This is a genomic window from Mesorhizobium sp. P2_B11 (assembly GCF_056404855.1).
On record NZ_JBFUDF010000001.1, the window covers coordinates 274867 to 293084 of the forward strand.

Consider the following 18218-nt stretch of genomic DNA (forward strand, 5'->3'; position numbering starts at 1 on the left):
CCTGCGTGTCTATCGCACCAAAGTCCGGTTGCGACCGTGCGCCCTCTTGCCTGCTTCCACGCGTTGCCATATCGATTTGTCTTACAAATACGGAGACCACGATGGCAGGCGCCCCCACCAGGAAGAAGAAATTTCGCTCGCAGGAGTGGTTCGACAATCCCGACAACCCAGGCATGACCGCGCTCTATCTCGAGCGATATCTGAACTACGGCCTGACGCGCGCCGAGCTGATGTCGGGCAAGCCGCTGATCGGCATTGCCCAGACCGGCTCGGACCTGTCGCCTTGCAACCGACACCATATCGAACTCGCCAAGCGCGTGCGCGAAGGCATTGTCTCGATGGGCGGCATCCCCTTCGAATTCCCGTGCCATCCTATTCAGGAAACCGGCAAGCGTCCGACCGCAGCGCTCGACCGCAACCTTGCCTATCTCGGCCTGGTCGAGGTCCTCTACGGCTATCCGCTCGACGGCGTGGTGCTCACCATCGGTTGCGACAAGACCACCCCGGCGCTGCTGATGGCGGCGGCTACCGTCAACATTCCGGCCATCGCGCTGTCGGTCGGCCCGATGCTCAACGGCTGGCACAAGGGCAAGCGCACGGGTTCCGGCACCATTGTCTGGGAATCGCGCCAGCGGCTTTCGGCAGGCGAGATCGACTATGACGAGTTCATGGACATCGTCGCCTCCTCGGCGCCGTCGACCGGCTATTGCAACACCATGGGCACCGCCACCACGATGAACTCGCTGGCCGAGGCGCTCGGGATGCAATTGCCGGGTTCGGCCGCGATCCCCGCACCCTACCGCGAGCGCGGCCAGATTTCCTACGAGACGGGCAAGCGCATCGTCGAGATGGTGCATGAAGACCTGAAGCCATCCGACATCATGACCCGCAAGGCGTTCGAGAACGCCATCGTCGTCAATTCGGCGATCGGCGGCTCGACCAACGCGCCGATCCACCTCAATGCCATTGCCCGCCATCTCGGCGTGCCGCTCAGCAATGACGACTGGCAGGCGATAGGCCTCAACGTGCCGCTGCTCGTCAATCTGCAGCCGACCGGCGAGTATCTCGGCGAGGATTACCACCATGCCGGTGGCGTGCCGGCGGTGGTGGCCGAGCTTTTGAAGGCCGGGCTTTTGCCGCATCCCGACGCCGTGACCGTGAATGGCAAATCGATCGGCGACAATTGCCGCGGCGTGGCCAACGAGAACCAGGATGTCATCCGCAGCGTCGACAAGCCGCTCAAGGCCAATGCCGGCTTTATCAACCTCAGCGGCAATCTCTTCGATTCCGCGATCATGAAGACCAGCGGCATTTCGCCGGAATTCCGCGAGCGCTATCTGTCCAACCCCAAGGACCCGGAAGCCTTCGAAGGCAATGCCATGGTCTTCGACGGGCCGGAGGACTACCACGCCCGCATCGACGATCCGGCGCAAGGCATCGATGAGCACACCATCCTGTTCATGCGCGGCGCCGGCCCGATCGGCTATCCCGGCGGTGCCGAGGTCGTCAACATGCAGCCCCCGGCCTACCTCATCAAGAAGGGCATCCACGCTCTGGCCTGCATCGGCGACGGCCGCCAGTCTGGCACGTCGGGCTCGCCCTCGATCCTCAACGCCTCGCCCGAAGCGGCCATTGGCGGCGGCTTGGCGCTGATCAAGACCGGCGACCGTGTGCGCATCGACTTACGCAAGGGCACTGCCAACATTCTCGTCAGCGACGACGAGATCGCCAAGCGGCGCGCAGCACTCCAGGGCAATGGCGGCTATCACTATCCCCAGCACCAGACGCCGTGGCAGGAGATCCAGCGCGGCATGGTCGACCAGTTCTCCGAAGGCATGGTGCTGAAGCCGGCGGTGAAGTATCAGGACGTCGCGCACACCAGAGGGGTTCCCAGGGACAACCACTGAGCGCGACATCGTTTGCCGAAATCGAAAGGGCGGTCTGCAGAGCGGACCGCCCTTTGTCATGACTGCCCTTGTTTTGGCCGGGTCGGACCTACAGATATGCGGGGTCTCGGCAGTGCTCCGATAAGGGAAGACCATCATGACAAAACGGCGCTCTTCCCTCGGTTTCCTGGGCATGTTCGGTCGCTCCGGCGACCTGCGGGAACTCGACAATGCGCTGCGCGGCGCCGACCTTCATCCGGCGCTTGTTCCCGAAGGCGTGAAGCTCACCATCGTCAATCTGATGAAGGACCATTGGCCGGACGAGCCGCCGCCGGACGCCTATCGGTCCGTGGCGCAGTTGTTCAGCTATTGCATCGCAGGCCCACAAACGTTCGAGCAGGCCAACGGCCCGGAACGACGGCTGGAGGCAGAGCGCCGCATCGAGGCGGCGCTTGAAACCGGCGACAGCCTGGATGCGCAGATCGTGCTGATGGCGCTGCACGGCAAGCTGATCAGCGCCGATGTGGTCGAGCGTTTTGAACTAAGCGCGGGCTGATCTCTGTAAGTTAACGCTTACCCGCCCATGCCGCTGCGCGGCAGCTTGATCATCTCACCGAAACGGGCGCGCAGTTTGTCGTCGAGCAGCTTCGGCACATGGCGGGGGAAGCGCTCGGCCAGCACGCGTTTCTTCTCGATGATGGCCCGCTGCAAGATGTCGGGCCGGCCCTTCTCGTTCCACTCCTTGGGCGAAAAGCGGTCACCGACAGCCGGATAGAAATATTCGGTCTGCATCAGCCGCAGCGTCTGCTCGTTGCCGAGATAATGGCCGGGGCCATTCATGCAGACTTCAGTGATGGTGTCGATCGACAGCGCCTCGTCGGTCACCTCGATGCCGCGTACGCAGCGCAGGCAGTGGCCCAACATGTCGTTGTCGATGATCAGGCTTTCCAGGCAGAAGCCGAGCAGCGAGGCATGCATGCCAGCCGATTCATAGACCAGGTTGAGGCCGGCAAGACCGGCCATCACATCGGTGATGCCCTTTTCGTAGCCGGACTGGATGTCGGGGAGTTTGGAGTCCGTCATGCCGGCGGCCGAACCGCCCGGCAGGTCGTAGAATTGCGCCATCTGCGCGCAGGCGGACGTCAGCACTGCTTGCTCGGCCGAGCCACCCGACATGGCGCCCGTGCGCAAGTCGGAAACGAACGGCCATGTGCCGAAGATCGCCGGATGTCCCGGCTTGATGGCGTTGACATAGATGAGACCGACGAGCACTTCGGCCACTGCCTGGACCACTGCGCCGGCAATCGCCGCCGGAGCGGTCGCGCCGGCCTGGCCGGCCGACAAAAGCAGGATGGGAATGCCGCCTTCGACGCAGGCTTCGAGCACGCCGCAAGCGTCCTCGGCGAATTTCATCGGCGGCACGACGAAGCAGTTGGAGTTCGACACGAACGGCCGGGCGCGAAAGTTCTCCTCGCCGCCGGCGATCGCATAAAGCATTTCCAGTGCCGGCTGGACGTTCTCGCGCACCGTGAACGAGGTGCCGACATGCTTGGACGTGCCCATCACGCAGGCGTAAAGCGTGTTGAAGTCCATTTCGAGCGGATCGGGAATGTCGCGCGGCACCATCGGCCGCTGGAAGAAGTGGATGTTGTCGAGCCCTTCGACGAGGCGGGCGGCGTCGTAAATGTCCTGCACCAGCGACTCGCGGTATTCGCGCTTTTCGACATCGACCAGATGCACCGCAGCACCCGCGGTGCCGTAATGCACGCGTTTGCCCTGGATCAGCATGTCATGCCTAGGGTCCTGGCCGTGCAGCGTGAAATTCCGCGCCGCCCTTTTGATCGTGTCCAGCACCAGGCCGCGCGGGAAGCGGATGCGGCCGTCGTCGCCATAGATGGCGCCGACCCCGGTCAGTGCTTCGATGCAGGAGGGAATGGCATTGGCAAAGCCGACGGTCTCCAGCAGCGTTAGCACCGCTTCATGGATGCGCTCCTGGTCGTTCCTGGTGAGCGGGCCGTAGCTGCCGCCTTCAAGGCCGGCACGCACCGGCCTGATATCGTCGGCCAAAGGGGCGGCCCGCATGGCGCGGCGCGCCTCGCGCCCACCGGATCGTCGCGAACGCTGGTCGGCCGATGCATCCTTAACAGCCGCATCCTGCTTAAGAGCCGCATCCTGCTTCTCGACAGCCACTGACATGGGGCACTCCACCTTAGCTTGCGAAACACGGCGCGGTGATTGGTCCACCGTCGGCCTGCTTCGTCCCTCTGTCAGCCGACTATGCCGCCGCCATTGGCCCAGCCTATGGGCCAGCCAGTGCAGGCGAGTATGCCAGAGAGCTAATGCAGAATGCTGGAGATATGCCAAACGCCGGGGCTGTTCAAAGCCCCGGCACAGGCAAGATCAGGCTGCGGCCGGCCTGCGTCCGGCCGCGGTCGCGAGCTCGCGGATGCCCGGCTCGATATGCTGCAGCGCGATCGAGGAAATGCCCAAGCGCATGAAACGCGACGGCTTTTCGGTGCGGTCGAAGAAGCGGTCGCCGGGTTCGATGATGACGCTGCGCGAGGCCGCGGCCTCAGCCAAACCCCGTGCATCGGTGCCGCGCGGCCCTTCCAGCCAGAGCGATGTGCCGCCGGCCGAATCGGTCGAGCGCCACTCCGGCAGAAATGCCGAAATCGCATGGACCAGACGCTTGCGGCGCTCGTCGAAAGCCGAGGACAGCCGCCGCACCAGCGCTTCGTGATGGCCAAGCGACAGGAACAGGGCAACGGCGCGCTGGTTGTTTGCCGGCGGGTGCCGCAGCATGAAGCGGCGCAGCGCCCTGAGTTCGGCGATTAGTCCAGCCGAAGCGACGATGTAGCCAAGCCTGAGGCCCGGAGCCAGCGTCTTCGACATCGAGCCGACATAGATGACGCGTCCCGAACGATCGAGGCTCTTCAGCGCCTGCTGCGGCGCCTCGTCGAGAAGCTGGCTGTCATAGCCGTCCTCGATGATGATCTGGTTGTGGCGGTTGGCGCGCGCCAGAAGGTCCTGCCGGCGCTCCGCCGACAGCGGCACCATGGTCGGGCAATGGTGGCTGGGCGTGACGAAGACAAAGCCGGAATCGTTGGGGATGGAAGAGGTTACGATGCCGGACTGGTCGACCGGAACCGGCTGGATATCGGCGCCCGCAAGCCGGAAGATCGAGCGCGCGTCGGGATAGCCCGGGTCCTCCATCGCCACTTTCGAACCCTTGGTCATCAACAGCGTCGCCAGCATATAGAGCGCGTTCTGGGCGCCGAGCGTGACGATGATTTCGTCCGGGTTGGCGAAGATGCCGCGCCGCGGCAACAGCCGCGCCTGGATCTGCTCGATCAGCAACGGATCGTCGCGGTCGACCATGTCGGAGGCCCAGTTACGGATTTCCAGCACGGCCAGCGCCATGCGGTTACACTCGCGCCATTCGGCGGTCGGAAACAGCGCCGGGTCGAACTGGCCATAGACGAAGGGGTAGGACGACTTGATCCAGTTGTCGTGCTTGGCCGGCGGCGGCATGTCGCTGGCGGCGATCTGCCGGCGTGCCTTCCAGTCGATCTCGTTCTGCTGGTCAGGCGCCTTCTGGTGCGGCTTGGCGGGGGTTGCCAGCACGTCCGGATTGACGAAATGGCCGCGCCGTTCGCGCGCCACCAGGAAACCCTGGTCGACCAATTGCTGGAACGCCAGCACCACGGTGCCGCGCGCAACGCCGAGTTTTTCGGCCAGGATGCGGCAGGACGGAAGCGGCATCGAAGCAGCAATCTGCCGGTCGAGGATGGCGGCGACGATCGCCTGGCGGATCTGCGCCTGCAAGGTCTGGCCCGATTCCGCCGAAATCCGGAACAGGCCGGACCATATGGCCGTGTCGTTACGCTGTGGCATGGGAGATGTTCCTCGATGGCCAGTCTTTTTTGCTTGGCTGGACCAGCGGAAGGTAACCGTGGCACAAGGGGTTGCGCCAATCAATTTTTCTGATCGCTGGGATTTATGCCAGTGATCCATCGCGCGACGCGCAGCGTCGTCGCGTGCCCTGCGCGACGCATATCATTCGTCCCGGGTGACGCTTGCGTCATCCCGCCCGCGTGACACATCGCGTCCTCGCACCTAACTGCATTTGCACCATTACGGCGCTCTCCACCTGCTGCATTGCGTCATAACCTTGTGATGCACTGCGTCATCCCCACGCATTGAAACAAATGGAATTCGGCTCAATAACTCCTGCGCGACGACACGCGCCGGAAACATCCGGTCTGATAAGATGTCGTGAAAAAGTATCAGGAGCCGGCAGTGGATCATTCCTCCTTCGACAAACAGCTTGTCGCCTTGCGTGCTGCGCGCGCGGCGGCATCGGGCACGATGCGCGAGGCTTTTGCCGCCGACCCCAAGCGCTTCGAGACGTATTCGGCCAGCGACGGCGACCTTCTGCTTGACTGGTCGAAATGCGCGGTTGATGCGCGCACCATGGAGCTGCTCGAAAAGCTCGCCAGCGCCGCCGACCTCGACGGACGCCGCGCCGCGATGTTTTCCGGCAAGAAGATCAACATCACCGAGGACCGCGCCGTGCTGCACACGGCGCTGCGCAACCTCTCGGGCAAGGGCGTCACCGTCGATGGCCAGGACGTCAAGGCGGACGTGCTTGCCGTGCTCGACGCCATGGGCGCCTTTGCCGACGCCATTCGCTCCGGCAAGGCGCTAGGTGCCACCGGCAAAAAGATCACCGACATCGTCAACATCGGCATTGGCGGCTCCGATCTCGGTCCGGCCATGGCGACGCTGGCACTGGCGCCCTATCACGACGGCCCGCGCGCGCACTACGTCTCCAACATTGATGGCGCCCATATCCATGACACGCTGAAGGGTCTGTCGGCCGAAACCACCCTCTTCATCATCGCTTCAAAAACCTTCACCACGGTCGAGACGATGACCAATGCCGAGACGGCACGCAAATGGGTGCAGAAAGCACTCGGCAAGGAAGCTGTCGGCAAGCATTTCGCCGCCGTCTCGACCGCACTCAGCCTGGTGGCCAAGTTCGGCATCGAAGCGGATCGCGTGTTTGGCTTCTGGGACTGGGTCGGCGGCCGCTATTCGTTGTGGGGCGCGATCGGCCTGCCGGTGATGATCGCCATTGGCCCGCGCACTTTCCGCGCCTTCCTCGACGGCGCGCATGAGATGGACGAGCACTTCCGCACCGCGCCCCTGCAGCAGAACCTGCCGGCGCTGCTGGGGCTGGTCGGCTGGTGGCATCGCGTGATCTGCGGCTATCCCGCCCGCGCGGTCATCCCTTACGACCAGCGCCTGTCCAGGCTGCCGGCCTATCTGCAGCAGCTCGACATGGAATCGAACGGCAAAGGCGTCACCCTTGACGGCACGCCGGTGACGACGCCGACCGGGCCGCTGGTCTGGGGCGAGCCCGGCACCAACGGCCAGCACGCCTTCTTCCAGTTGTTGCACCAAGGCACGGATTTCATCCCGGTCGAGTTCCTCGCCGCGGCGATAGGCCACGAGCCTGATCTGAAACATCAGCACGATCTCTTGCTCGCCAATTGCCTGGCGCAGTCGGAAGCCTTGATGAAGGGCCGCACGCTGGACGAGGCGCGGGCGCAGATGCTGGCCAAGGGCATGAAGCCGGCCGATGTCGACAAGATCGCTCCGCACCGCGTCTTCTCCGGCAACCGCCCCTCGGTGACCATCCTCTATCGCAAGCTCGACCCGCGCACCTTCGGTCGGCTGATCGCGCTCTATGAGCATCGCGTGTTTGTCGAAGGAACCTTGTTCAACATCAATTCCTTCGACCAGTGGGGCGTCGAGCTCGGCAAGGAATTGGCGACTGGCCTCTTGCCTGTCGTCGAAGGCAAGGAGAGCGCCGCCAAGCGTGACGCGTCGACCGCCGGGCTGGTGGCCCGCATTCAGGAATTGCGGGGTGCACAATGAAAAACCCGGCCGACATCAAAGGCATCCTGTTCGACAAGGACGGCACGCTCGTCGATTTCAACGCGACCTGGCTCAGCATTGCCGATTTCATGGCGATGGACGCCGCCGAGGGCGATCGCTGGAAGGCAGACAGGCTGCTGTCGGCCGCGGGCTTCGATTTCGTCAACAAGCGCTTCAAGCCCGATTCGATCTTTGCCTCGGGCACCAATATGGATGTCGTCGAATTGTGGTTCCCGCGCCTGTCCGACGAGGACCAGATGCTGGCCGTCGCCCGCTTCAACGAGATCACGTCCGTGCAGGGCTCGTCGATGGCGGTGGCGCTGCCCGGCATCGTCGGCGCGCTGACGGCGCTACATAAACGCGCCTACCGGCTCGGCGTTGCCACCAACGATTCGACTGCCGGCGCGGAGAAGACCCTGGTCACGCTCGGCGTCGCCCAGCTCTTTGATGCCGCCTATGGCTATGACGCGGTCGCCAATCCGAAACCGGCGCCGGACACCATCCTCGCCTTCTGCGACCTGACCGGGCTGAGGCCGGCCGAGATCGCCATGGTCGGCGACAATCGCCACGACCTGGAGATGGCGCGGGCCGGCGGCTGCGGGCTGGCGGTCGGCGTGCTCTCCGGCACCGGCACGCGTGAATCGCTATCGGCGATCGCCGATGTCGTTCTGGATTCCGTTGCCGACCTGCCGGACTTTCTGTCGGCGCGGGTCAAGGAGACGGTCTGACGGGGAGCTTCCTGACTTCGGACGCTTTCCGCAATCCTATTAGACCATCACCTGGGTAAGTTGATGGTTGTGTTCTCGATTGCCGTCAGTTTGGTTAGCAGATCGTGTCCTATTCTACCAAGATCCTCTCAAAGCCGCTAATAAGGATAAGGAGAGCGTATTTCGATATATCTCAAAATCCTTCGCGCAACTTGGAAATGACAAAAGACGGGTCTTTCTCAATCATCTGGCCCCACGAGATTCCTTTCAAACAGGGATCTTCATACGACGCCATATCGCCAAAAAAGATCACCCCCTTGCTAGCCGGTTCTTTTTCCGACGCCGGTTTGAAATTTTTGCAATATGAATCAAACAGTACATGTACCGCCTCCACGTAACTCTCGTATTGCGCTGGCACGCGCTCGTAGAATTTTATCCAAGCATCCGGAGATCCGTTGACGGTGAAACCCAGTTGATCTCCGAGGCTCAGATTCGGAGGTGGTTTTTGTGTTTCGTCGATGACCTGATTCAATTGCTTCCCCTGCGCGATAACATTGAGGAACGCTACCCGATCAAATGGCACGGCAAACTTGACAGTGGATCCTACCAAAGTGCTTCCGGACGGACCTAGATCCTCGTAAGTCGATTTAAATCCTTCCGGATCTCCGGATTTGGTTTCGCTGGAGTAGAATTTCCGCAGCTCCCATATCGAGCACTTGTGGGCGCAGGCGCCATCAGCCGCTTGCGGAAAGCGCATAACGGCGAGCCCAGCCAGGAACTTGGAGAAAGCCACGTCAAAATCGTATGACGCCGATTTAAAACCGGAACTCGTCTCGTCGTAACCCGGCAACGGCGTTGTGAAGTCCGGCGCCTGTAGTTGTGGCGTGTTGGCGTTGAGCGGTGAATTCGGCGATGCCATGAACTCGTAGATTTGCATCACTGTAATGGCCTGCCAGGTTTCCTCGCTTCCGCCACACACCAGTTCGCAGCGCAATTGATGCAGCCCCAGCCAAAGATCGTCTCCGTTAGGGAGAGGCATCGAAATGATTGATCCACTGAAGCCCTGCTTGGGAAACGTACAGTCGTTGGCGTCTACAGCCGTACATGGCGCCAAGCGGTACCGGATTGGGCGGCGCCGTTTTGCATCGTTTAGCGTTCGCTCGCTCGCTGGTACGAGGTCGATCGACAAGGGTGTTTGGTGAAGCTTAAGCGTGTGGAAATTGCTCTCGATCATATTCGAGAGAGTCGCCAGATACTCACTGTTCAGCTCCGTCATATCCTCAGTTTGGTCGCAAAAGCTGAAGAGCGGGCTGGCGGGGTCAACCAAACCGACGTAAATATCCCGGTCTGTGTCGGCGTCGATATAAGAAATAGAAGCAGACTTATTATTCAGCCGAGCGGTAACTTCTTCAATATCGACGTTATCACTGTCTGATGTGACGACATGAGCAGGGGTGACAACAAGACATTCGTCCTTATACCGGACAAGGACTCCATAGCCGTCAGGCTTGAAGTGGACTTGATCGCCAGGCTTGCCGATAGCGACTTCAAGCGGGACTTTCGCCAACGCGTCGCGTGTCGTCGACAAAACACATAGAGTCGTTGCGGCGAGAACCACCGACGCTAGTTTTCCAAGAAAGGCCATCTGTCGTCGTTTCGATAACAAAAGCTGAAGCAAACCACTAGCGCGCGGAATTCCGCCATGGCATCACAAAACACCAAGCCAAATGCTCTTAAGCCCAGCCAGGAACGAGCGCAACATGAAGCGGAAGGGTCTCGCCTTAGGAGTTCTCACGTTCGCAGGCTGGATTGGCTTTGCGGTTCCAGTAGCCGTCGCGGATCCGTCCTTTCGTGTCGTGTCAAACGATCTTGAGGAGGTCGGGGCGTATGTTTTCACTCAGCGTGAAGTGAACAATCAATCTGGAGAGCGCATCGTCGTCGATGCGCTCCTGTATGGCGATACTACCAGCGCCAACGACGACGCCGCGGTATTGCTCGACAAGACTTTCTCGCTCGTCGTGCCCAACGGGCAACAAGGCGAGCGTATCTGTGTGGACTTGGCAAGCAAGACGGCTAGCCTTCGACGTACGGCTGTTTTCCGACTGACAAAGTCAGTCGAGAGGATCGATGCACATGTCGAGTTGGGCGACGACATCAGAGAAGGCGGCGCTGTGATGGTTGCCTTCTCCACCCGTGACCAAAGCAAAAATCCATTGGAAGCTTGTCTCCTGCAAGACGATTGGATCTTCCCCGCGCGACCGAATTCGCGTCTCGAGGAGGGAGAAGCGTCGGTTTTGCAACTTCGGCTCAATTCCGGGAATGAGACCAGCACGGTGGTTCAAGTCGACGCCAACAATGTTGCGATCGGAAAGCCAATCGTGTGCGATCGTGATGATGGCAAGAACGGCATGTTCGACCGGATATGCCGGTTGAAACTCCTTTCAACGGCGACCGGGATCGCTCGTGTAAAGACAAAATTGCGTCAAAGGAACGGATTGCCAACCGAGCGGATTTTCAACGTCGCCGTCAGCGGAAGAGGCCAATGAAGCTGCGCGGTAGCGAACTATGTCGCAAGGCGTCTATCATATTGTTTTTTCTAATGTGTGCCTATTTCATAGCCCAGATCCTAAATGATTCCTGGGCGACCAATGGGTTCACATCTTTTACCGGCAGATCCGAAATAGTCACAGTAACTTTGTCTGCTTCGGAGCAGCAATACCAATGGACGTTGTCGGGTGCTTACATCTGCTATGATCCAGATGAGCCGCCCGAAAATCAAAATCTCATCAAACCTGTGGTGGCTGACAAGGAGCGGCTGTGCGGCGGCGCGCACGGTAACTCGGGCCAACAATATTTGCCGCTCGCGGATAATATCAGCTTGGCTGTGTTCGGCGAAACGACCCTGGAAGTCGCAATAGTGGACGCTCCCTATATGGTTGACGGGAGGGACTATCCTCAAGGCAAGGCGCCGAGCCATGTAATGATCATCCGCAAGGCAACTCCTCTCGACAGTACCTGTTCGAAAACCAGCGAAGGTTCGCCGGTACTGACGACTGGCGTTGACAAGGTCACGCTATGGGAAGACGCTGAAATTCACATACCCATCACTGAAGCAACGCTTATGCCGTTTTCAGGCAAGCTCATGGTCGGACAGTCCATCAGCGCGAACACGCCTAATCAGCTTCGGTCGGGTGTGGTGGCCATATATCGAAACATCAGTCCGGCGATCATCAGCGCTCTCAACAATGGCAGTGGTGGGCCTCAACTGATCAGCGAGACTGCGCTTTTTCCTGGCGACATTTTCGATTTTGAAGATCAGGAGAAGAATTGTCTTGTGAAAACGTCGGGCTACCTCAGGGCACAGGATGATGGCGACGTGTCGTATCTTGAGATTGTCGCTTCGATACAATCGTCCGATGGAAAGGCTGTGATCCAACGTGATACTCCAGGTACCCATGGGCCAACGCAAAAGATCGCGATCGAGATGAAATTTGGCGATGCTGTGGTCTCACATCCGTTTGTCGTTTGGCTCGGCCTTTTGGTGTCAATATTTCTGTTTGTAAAGGAGGCCGTAGCGTCCTGGTCTCCGGAGTCAAAGTGACGTCTGTTGTAAATTTTCAGCCCAACCCAACAACATTCTCGAAGACTAGATTCTACGAGGGCTGCAGCCGATGCTTAGGACCATACCGGTCCGCATTCAGGAACTGACGCCCCAAACCAAAACGTCCGAATTGAGGCGCAAAGCAGTTGCTCATGTTGGTGCCGGCACAACGCCAGCTTGGTCGAACTCGGCCATTTAGCGATCAGCGTTTGTCGTCTCAGCGCTCTTCCGCCTCGAACGAAAACACCCCGCTCGGCCTCGTCGCAGCACCCTTCGCGTCACCAAAATCCGGCACCTGATATTCGGCGAGCAGCCGCAGCCGGGACAGCGGCAGGTCATGGCGGCGGGGATCGCCGACCAGCACCTCGATGCCGGCAGCCAGGCAGCGGTCGAGGAACGGGATAACCCGCAGGGCAACTTCGCGGCCGTAGAACACGTCGCCTGCGAGCACGAGGTCGACGGCCGGCGGTGGACCCGTGGTGATGTCCTTGTCGAGGACGGTGATCTCGACACCGTTGGCCGCGGCGTTGAGGCCGATCGCGGCGACCCCGTTGCGGTCGATCTCGGCCGCCATCACCGCGCCGGCTCCGGCCTTGGCGGCGGCGATGCCGACGAGGCCGGAGCCGGCGCCGAGGTCGAGCACGCGGCGGCCGGCCACGCTTTGCGGATGGTCGAGTATGTAGCGCGCCAGCACCGCGCCGCCAGCCCAGGCATAGGCCCAGTAAGGCGGCTGCGGCTCAGACGCGTCGTCGTCGGGCTCGACCGCATCGTCGTTCGCGCTTTGGTGCTGATCGACAAGCCGCCTCAGGCCGCTGCCGGGATGGGCCGTATGGAGCTGGATTTCCGGAAGGGCTGGAACAGGGGTTAGCCGCAGGTTCGCCTTGATGAACGTCGCCGCGTCGGGACGTCGACCAATGTCCACGATCCCGCCATCGCCAGGGCCGTCCCGCAAATCACCCACTATTCGCGCAGCGCCCGGCGCAAAATCTTGCCGACCGGCGTCTTCGGCAGTTCGGTCCTGAACTCGATGTATTTCGGCCGCTTGTAGCCGGTCAGGTTCTCGCGGCAATAGGCGATCAGCGCCTCGACCGTCAGCGCCGGGTCCTTCTTGACCACGAACAGTTTTGGCACTTCGCCTGAATGCTCGTCCGGCACGCCGATCGCCGCCACTTCGAGCACGCCCGGATGCTGGGCGACGACTTCCTCGAGTTCGTTCGGATAGACGTTGAAGCCGGAGACCAGGATCATGTCCTTCTTGCGGTCGACGATCTTGGTGTAGCCGCGCTCATCCATGAAGCCCATGTCGCCGGATTTGAAATAACCGTCCTTGGTCATCACCTTGGCGGTCTCGTCCGGCCGGTTCCAGTAGCCGGCCATCACCTGCGGCCCGCGGATGCAGATCTCGCCGACCTCGCCGAGCGGCAGATTGTTGCCGTCATCGTCGCGGATGGCGATCTCGGTCGACGGCAAAGGCAGGCCGATCGTGCCGGTGAAATTGCCGTCGCTGAATTTGTTGGCGGTGGCCACCGGCGACGTCTCCGAAAGCCCGTAACCCTCGGTGATCGAGTTGCCGGTCAGCGCCTTCCAGCGCTCGGCGACGCCCTTCTGCACCGCCATGCCGCCGCCCAGCGTCAGGATCAGCGGTTTGAAGTCGAGCTTGCGGAAGTCCTCATTGTTGAGCAGCGCATTGAACAGCGTGTTGAGGCCGGGGAAAATGTGCGCCGGATATTTCTGCAGCTCCTTGACGAAGCCGGGAATATCGCGCGGGTTGGGAATGAGCACGTTCTGGGCGCCCTGTTGCATGCCCATCAGTGCGTTCACCGTCAGCGCGAAGATATGGTAGAGCGGCAGCGCGCAGATGAAGTTGAGATGCGCCGGCTTCGGCTTGATCGCGTAGGCGTCCTGCAGCCACAGCGAATTTTGCGCGACATTGGACAGCACATTGGAGTGCAGCAGCACAGCGCCCTTGGAAATCCCGGTGGTGCCGCCGGTATATTGCAGGAAGGCGATGTCGCTTGCTTCCATCTTGGCGGGCTTGAAGGCGATGCCGGCGCCGGCCTTCACGGCCGCGTTGAACTTGACATGGCCGGGCAGCGACCAGGCCGGCACCATCTTCTTCACCCGGCGCACGACGAGGTTGACGATCGTCCCCTTGAGGCCGCCGAGCATGTCGCCCATCGCCGCGACCACCACATGCTTGACGTCGGTCCTGGCAATCACCGCGTCCAGCGTGCTGGCGAAATTCTCGAGAATGACGATCGCCTGTGCACCGGAATCCTTGAGCTGGTGCTCCAGTTCGCGCGGCGTGTAGAGCGGATTGACGTTCACCACGACATAGCCGGCGCGAAGCACGGCCATCATCGCCACCGGATATTGCAGCACGTTCGGCATCATCAGCGCCACGCGGGCGCCCTTCTGCAGGCCTTTCGATTGCAGATAGGCGCCAAAGGCGGCCGATTGCCGCTCGATCTCGGCATAGGAGATCGACTTGCCCATGCACACGAATGCCGGCTGGCCGGAAAACTGCTTGCAGGCGCCGACCAGGAAGTCGCCGATCGAACTGTAGGGCAGGGTGCCGATCTCGGCCGGAACGACTTTCGAATAGCTTTTCAGCCACGGCTTGTCCGGCAGGCCTGCGGCAAGCGCCGTGAGTGTCTTCGGCAGTTTTTTGGCCGGGCTCGGCGCCGGCTTTGAGGCCGGCTTTGCTGCTGCCGTTTTCGGTGCGGGGTTGGCGGCGGGCTTTGCAACAGGTGCCGTCTTCGCGGCCGCTGGCTTGGCTGCAGGTTTTGCGGCCGGCTTGGCGCTTGCCGTCGCCGGCGCGCTGGCTGCCTTCGGCTTGGCGGCGGCTTTGGCCGAAGGCGCTTTCGGCTTGGCGACAGCGGCGGTGGGTTTTGAAGCGGTTGCCGCTTTTGCTTTCGCCGGGGCCGTTGTCTTTGTTGCTTTTGCCACCTCTAGCCTCCCTCAGTCGTTCGTTGCTTGCTCCATGCTGCACCGCCTCGATAGGCTGAGGCGTCCTCCGCTGCAGCGATGTCGCGGATTCCCGGGAAATCCGGCGTGTCATCTATCTATTGCGACTATTGGCGGCCGTGCAAGTCTTGCCCCAACGGCAGGACGGCAAAGATTTGCCGCCGAAATCCTTCTCGCGACGCCGGCTCCGGCAACGGCATCCTGTCGTGTCGGCAGTGAAGCCCGGCCTCGTGGATGTTTGTGCTCACGATACCGGCAATCAATGAAAAAATGCGGTCGTTAACAATCTCGTGATTAGCAGATTTTGCTATTTATTTCTGCGATTCGGCAAAGACCGAGAAATATTTTCTGCTTACGGTGGGGTAGGCAAACAGGGTGTTCCAAAGCCTGAAAAACGGTGCTTATATGCGCGCTTCGCGAGCCTGATAGAGGGGCTTGGAAGAACATCAGGGAGTGCTCAATGAAAAAGAAACTGACTTTTGCAGCCGCGTTGCTGGCTGCAAGCGTCCTCGGCGGCGTGGCCAATGCCAAGACGCTGGTCTACTGCTCGGAGGCCTCGCCGGCCAACTTCGATCCGGGTACCACGACGGGCGGTAACGACTTCGACGCCTCGTCGCGTACCGTCTATTCGCGCCTGGTCGAGTTCAAGCATGGCGGCACCGAGATCGAGCCCGGCCTTGCCGACAAATGGGAAATCTCCGACGACGGTCTGGTCTATACTTTCCATCTGCATCCGGGCGTGAAATTCCAAACCACCGACTATTTCAAGCCGACCCGTGACTTCAATGCTGACGACGTCGTCTTCTCCTTCGATCGCCAGTTCAACAAGGAAAACCCCTGGAACGGCGAAAAGTACCTGCCGAACCTGACCTGGGATTACTACACCGGCATGGATATGCCGAAATATGTCGCCAAGTGGGAAAAGGTCGACGACCTGACCGTGAAGCTGACGCTGACCGAGCCGAACGCGCCGATGCTGGCCAATCTCGGCATGGACTTCGCCTCGATCGTGTCGAAGGAATATGCCGACCAGCTCGAGAAGGAAGGCAAGATGGCCGACTTCTCGACCAAGCCGATCGGCACCGGTCCGTTCCAGTTCGTCGACTATCAGCTGGATTCGGTCATCCGCTATGCGGCCAACCCGGATTACTTCAAGGGCAAGGAAAAGATCGACGATCTCGTCTTCGCCATCACGCCTGACGCGACCGCCCGCATCCAGAAGGTGCTCGCCGGCGAATGCGACATCGCGCCCTATCCGAATCCTGCCGACATCGGCACGATCAAGGCCAATGCCGACGTGACCCTGATGGACCAGGCCGGCCTGAACATTGGCTATATGAGCTACAACACCACCATCCCGCCGCTCGACAAGCCTGAAGTGCGCCATGCGCTCAACCAGGCGATCGACCGGGAATCGCTCATCAAGGCGCTGTTCCAGGACGCCGGCGCCACGCCTGCGGTAAACCTGATCCCGCCGACCATGTGGTCGTGGGACAAGGACGTGAAGTCCGACGCCTACAATCCGGATGAGGCCAAGAAGGTGCTTGAGGCTGCCGGTCTGAAGGAGATCCAGCTCTGGGCCTCGGACCGCGTCCGTCCCTACAACCCGAACTTCCAGCGCGCCGCCGAACTGATCCAGGCTGACTGGGCCAAGGTCGGCGTCAAGGCGGAGATCGTCAGCTACGAGTGGACGAAGTACCGCGAGGAAGGCAAGAAGAAGGAACGCCCCGGCGCCTTCCAGATCGGCTGGACCGGTGACAATGGCGATCCGGACAACTTCTTCGCCACGCTGTTCGCCTGCTCGGCCATCGGCGTGTCGAACTACTCCAGCTGGTGCGACAAGGACTTCGAGGACCTGATCCAGAAGGCCAAGAAGACCAGCGACCAGGCTGAACGCACCAAGCTCTATGAAGAGGCGCAGGTTGTGTTCCAGAAGCAGGCCCCGGCCTTCCTCATGGCACACAGCCAAGTCTACTCCGTCGTGCGCAAGAATGTCAGCGGTTACATGATGGACCCGCTTGGCATTCATCGCTTCGACGGCGTCGACAAGGCCGAATAGAACTGTTAGGCGGGCGGCGCGCAATCAAGCGCCGCCCCCTTTTCAAGATGCTCCGATATCTCCTCAACAAAATCGTCTTGGTGCTCCCGACGCTGATCGGCATCACCATCTGTGCCTTCGCTTTCGTCAGGCTGCTGCCCGGCGATCCCATTCTTGCCATGGCCGGCGAGCATGGCGTGTCGCCCGAGCGCTACGCGGAACTGAAGGAACAGTTCGGCTACAATCTGCCGATCTGGCAGCAATACGCGCATTATGTCCGCGATGCCGCGACCGGTAATTTTGGCGTCTCGATCTCGTCCAAGCGCCCGGTCATCGAAGATTTCATGACGCTCTTCCCGGCGACCATCGAGCTCTCTGTCTTCGCCATGATCTTCGCCATGCTGCTGGGCATTCCCGCGGGCATCTTCGCCGCGGTCAAGCGCGGCTCCTGGTTCGACCAGGGGCTGATGGGCACAGCCCTTGTCGGCTATTCCATGCCGATCTTCTGGTGGGGCCTGCTGCTGATCATCTTTTTCTCCGGCTATCTCGGCTGGACCCCGGTTTCCGGCCGCATCGGCCTGCAGTTCTTCATCAAGCCGATCACCGGCTTCCTGACCCTCGACAGCCTGCTCTACGGCAAATGGGATGCTTTCCGCTCGGCATTGAGCCATCTGGTGCTGCCGACAATTGTGCTCGGCACCATCCCGCTGGCGGTGATCGCCCGCCAGACGCGCTCGGCCATGCTCGAAGTGCTGGGCGAGGACTATGTGCGGACCGCCCGCGCCAAGGGGCTGTCGTCGTCCCGCGTCATCGGCGTGCACGCGCTGCGCAATGCGCTCATCCCGGTGGTCACCACCATCGGCCTGCAGGTCAGTACGCTGCTCGCCGGCGCCATTCTCACCGAAACCATCTTCGCCTGGCCGGGCATCGGCAAGTGGATGGTCGATTCCATATCCAAGCGCGACTATGTCGTCGTGCAGTCGGGCTTGCTCTTGATCGCCCTTATCGTCATGGCCGTGAACCTGATCGTCGACGTGCTTTATGCCGTCATCAACCCGCGCATTAGGGCAGCGTGA

Annotated in this window: 13 protein-coding genes; 8 read left to right on the top strand and 5 right to left on the bottom strand. The window is 61.0% G+C overall.

Annotated elements, in window-relative coordinates; all coding sequences use genetic code 11:
• Positions 1-101 precede the first annotated feature (101 nt).
• Positions 102-1907 (top strand): IlvD/Edd family dehydratase, encoded by a 1806-nt coding sequence (locus AC1DYJ_RS01230; protein ID WP_477279265.1) that lies wholly within the window; start codon positions 102-104, stop codon positions 1905-1907.
• A 136-nt stretch (positions 1908-2043) separates the two neighbouring features.
• Positions 2044-2442, top strand: coding sequence for a hypothetical protein (locus AC1DYJ_RS01235; protein WP_477279267.1), 399 nt, complete (start codon positions 2044-2046; stop codon positions 2440-2442).
• 17 nt (positions 2443-2459) lie between these two features.
• On the opposite strand, the gene AC1DYJ_RS01240 is transcribed toward AC1DYJ_RS01235, so the two are convergent.
• On the bottom strand, positions 2460-4082 hold the full coding sequence (locus AC1DYJ_RS01240) for a trimethylamine methyltransferase family protein (RefSeq protein WP_477279269.1): 1623 nt from the start codon (positions 4080-4082) through the stop codon (positions 2460-2462).
• 204 nt (positions 4083-4286) lie between these two features.
• Positions 4287-5780 (bottom strand): MocR-like pyridoxine biosynthesis transcription factor PdxR, encoded by a 1494-nt coding sequence (gene pdxR, locus AC1DYJ_RS01245; protein ID WP_477279271.1) that lies wholly within the window; start codon positions 5778-5780, stop codon positions 4287-4289.
• A 405-nt stretch (positions 5781-6185) separates the two neighbouring features.
• On the opposite strand from pdxR, the gene pgi reads away from it, so the two are divergent.
• Positions 6186-7829 carry a glucose-6-phosphate isomerase gene (gene pgi, locus AC1DYJ_RS01250; RefSeq protein ID WP_477279273.1) on the top strand — a complete coding sequence of 548 codons (1644 nt, stop codon included), beginning with the start codon at positions 6186-6188 and terminating at the stop codon, positions 7827-7829.
• On the top strand, positions 7826-8557 hold the full coding sequence (locus AC1DYJ_RS01255) for an HAD family hydrolase (RefSeq protein WP_477279275.1): 732 nt from the start codon (positions 7826-7828) through the stop codon (positions 8555-8557). Before pgi ends, AC1DYJ_RS01255 begins: the two co-directional genes overlap by 4 nt.
• A 172-nt stretch (positions 8558-8729) precedes the next feature.
• Here AC1DYJ_RS01255 and AC1DYJ_RS01260 read toward each other — a convergent pair whose 3' ends face one another.
• Complete coding sequence (locus AC1DYJ_RS01260; RefSeq protein WP_477279277.1) at positions 8730-10181, bottom strand: hypothetical protein; 1452 nt, start codon at positions 10179-10181, stop codon at positions 8730-8732.
• 115 nt (positions 10182-10296) lie between these two features.
• On the opposite strand from AC1DYJ_RS01260, the gene AC1DYJ_RS01265 reads away from it, so the two are divergent.
• Both AC1DYJ_RS01265 and AC1DYJ_RS01270 read left to right on the top strand, forming a co-directional pair.
• Positions 10297-11082 carry a hypothetical protein gene (locus AC1DYJ_RS01265; RefSeq protein WP_477279279.1) on the top strand — a complete coding sequence of 262 codons (786 nt, stop codon included), beginning with the start codon at positions 10297-10299 and terminating at the stop codon, positions 11080-11082.
• Entirely contained in the window at positions 11079-12137 is a 1059-nt protein-coding gene (locus AC1DYJ_RS01270; RefSeq protein WP_477279281.1) for a hypothetical protein, read from the top strand. Before AC1DYJ_RS01265 ends, AC1DYJ_RS01270 begins: the two co-directional genes overlap by 4 nt.
• A 217-nt stretch (positions 12138-12354) precedes the next feature.
• Here AC1DYJ_RS01270 and AC1DYJ_RS01275 read toward each other — a convergent pair whose 3' ends face one another.
• Positions 12355-13059 carry a class I SAM-dependent methyltransferase gene (locus AC1DYJ_RS01275; RefSeq protein WP_477279283.1) on the bottom strand — a complete coding sequence of 235 codons (705 nt, stop codon included), beginning with the start codon at positions 13057-13059 and terminating at the stop codon, positions 12355-12357.
• 38 nt (positions 13060-13097) lie between these two features.
• Positions 13098-15086, bottom strand: a complete 1989-nt coding sequence (locus AC1DYJ_RS01280) for a long-chain-fatty-acid--CoA ligase (protein WP_025583795.1) — start codon at positions 15084-15086, stop codon at positions 13098-13100.
• A gap of 478 nt (positions 15087-15564) precedes the next feature.
• Between AC1DYJ_RS01280 and AC1DYJ_RS01285 the strand changes: the two genes are divergently transcribed.
• A complete protein-coding gene (locus tag AC1DYJ_RS01285; protein ID WP_025583793.1) occupies positions 15565-17163 on the top strand; it encodes an ABC transporter substrate-binding protein in 1599 nt (532 codons plus the stop codon).
• 47 nt (positions 17164-17210) lie between these two features.
• A complete protein-coding gene (locus tag AC1DYJ_RS01290; protein ID WP_025583791.1) occupies positions 17211-18218 on the top strand; it encodes an ABC transporter permease subunit in 1008 nt (335 codons plus the stop codon).

Coding starts and splice junctions, on each gene's coding strand:
- AC1DYJ_RS01230 (WP_477279265.1), top strand. CDS start 102: ATGGCAGGCGCCCCCACCAGGAAGAAGAAATTTCGCTCGCAGGAGTGG.
- AC1DYJ_RS01235 (WP_477279267.1), top strand. CDS start 2,044: ATGACAAAACGGCGCTCTTCCCTCGGTTTCCTGGGCATGTTCGGTCGC.
- AC1DYJ_RS01240 (WP_477279269.1), bottom strand. CDS start 4,082: ATGTCAGTGGCTGTCGAGAAGCAGGATGCGGCTCTTAAGCAGGATGCG.
- pdxR (WP_477279271.1), bottom strand. CDS start 5,780: ATGCCACAGCGTAACGACACGGCCATATGGTCCGGCCTGTTCCGGATT.
- AC1DYJ_RS01255 (WP_477279275.1), top strand. CDS start 7,826: ATGAAAAACCCGGCCGACATCAAAGGCATCCTGTTCGACAAGGACGGC.
- AC1DYJ_RS01260 (WP_477279277.1), bottom strand. CDS start 10,181: ATGGCCTTTCTTGGAAAACTAGCGTCGGTGGTTCTCGCCGCAACGACT.
- AC1DYJ_RS01265 (WP_477279279.1), top strand. CDS start 10,297: ATGAAGCGGAAGGGTCTCGCCTTAGGAGTTCTCACGTTCGCAGGCTGG.
- AC1DYJ_RS01270 (WP_477279281.1), top strand. CDS start 11,079: ATGAAGCTGCGCGGTAGCGAACTATGTCGCAAGGCGTCTATCATATTG.
- AC1DYJ_RS01285 (WP_025583793.1), top strand. CDS start 15,565: ATGAAAAAGAAACTGACTTTTGCAGCCGCGTTGCTGGCTGCAAGCGTC.
- AC1DYJ_RS01290 (WP_025583791.1), top strand. CDS start 17,211: ATGCTCCGATATCTCCTCAACAAAATCGTCTTGGTGCTCCCGACGCTG.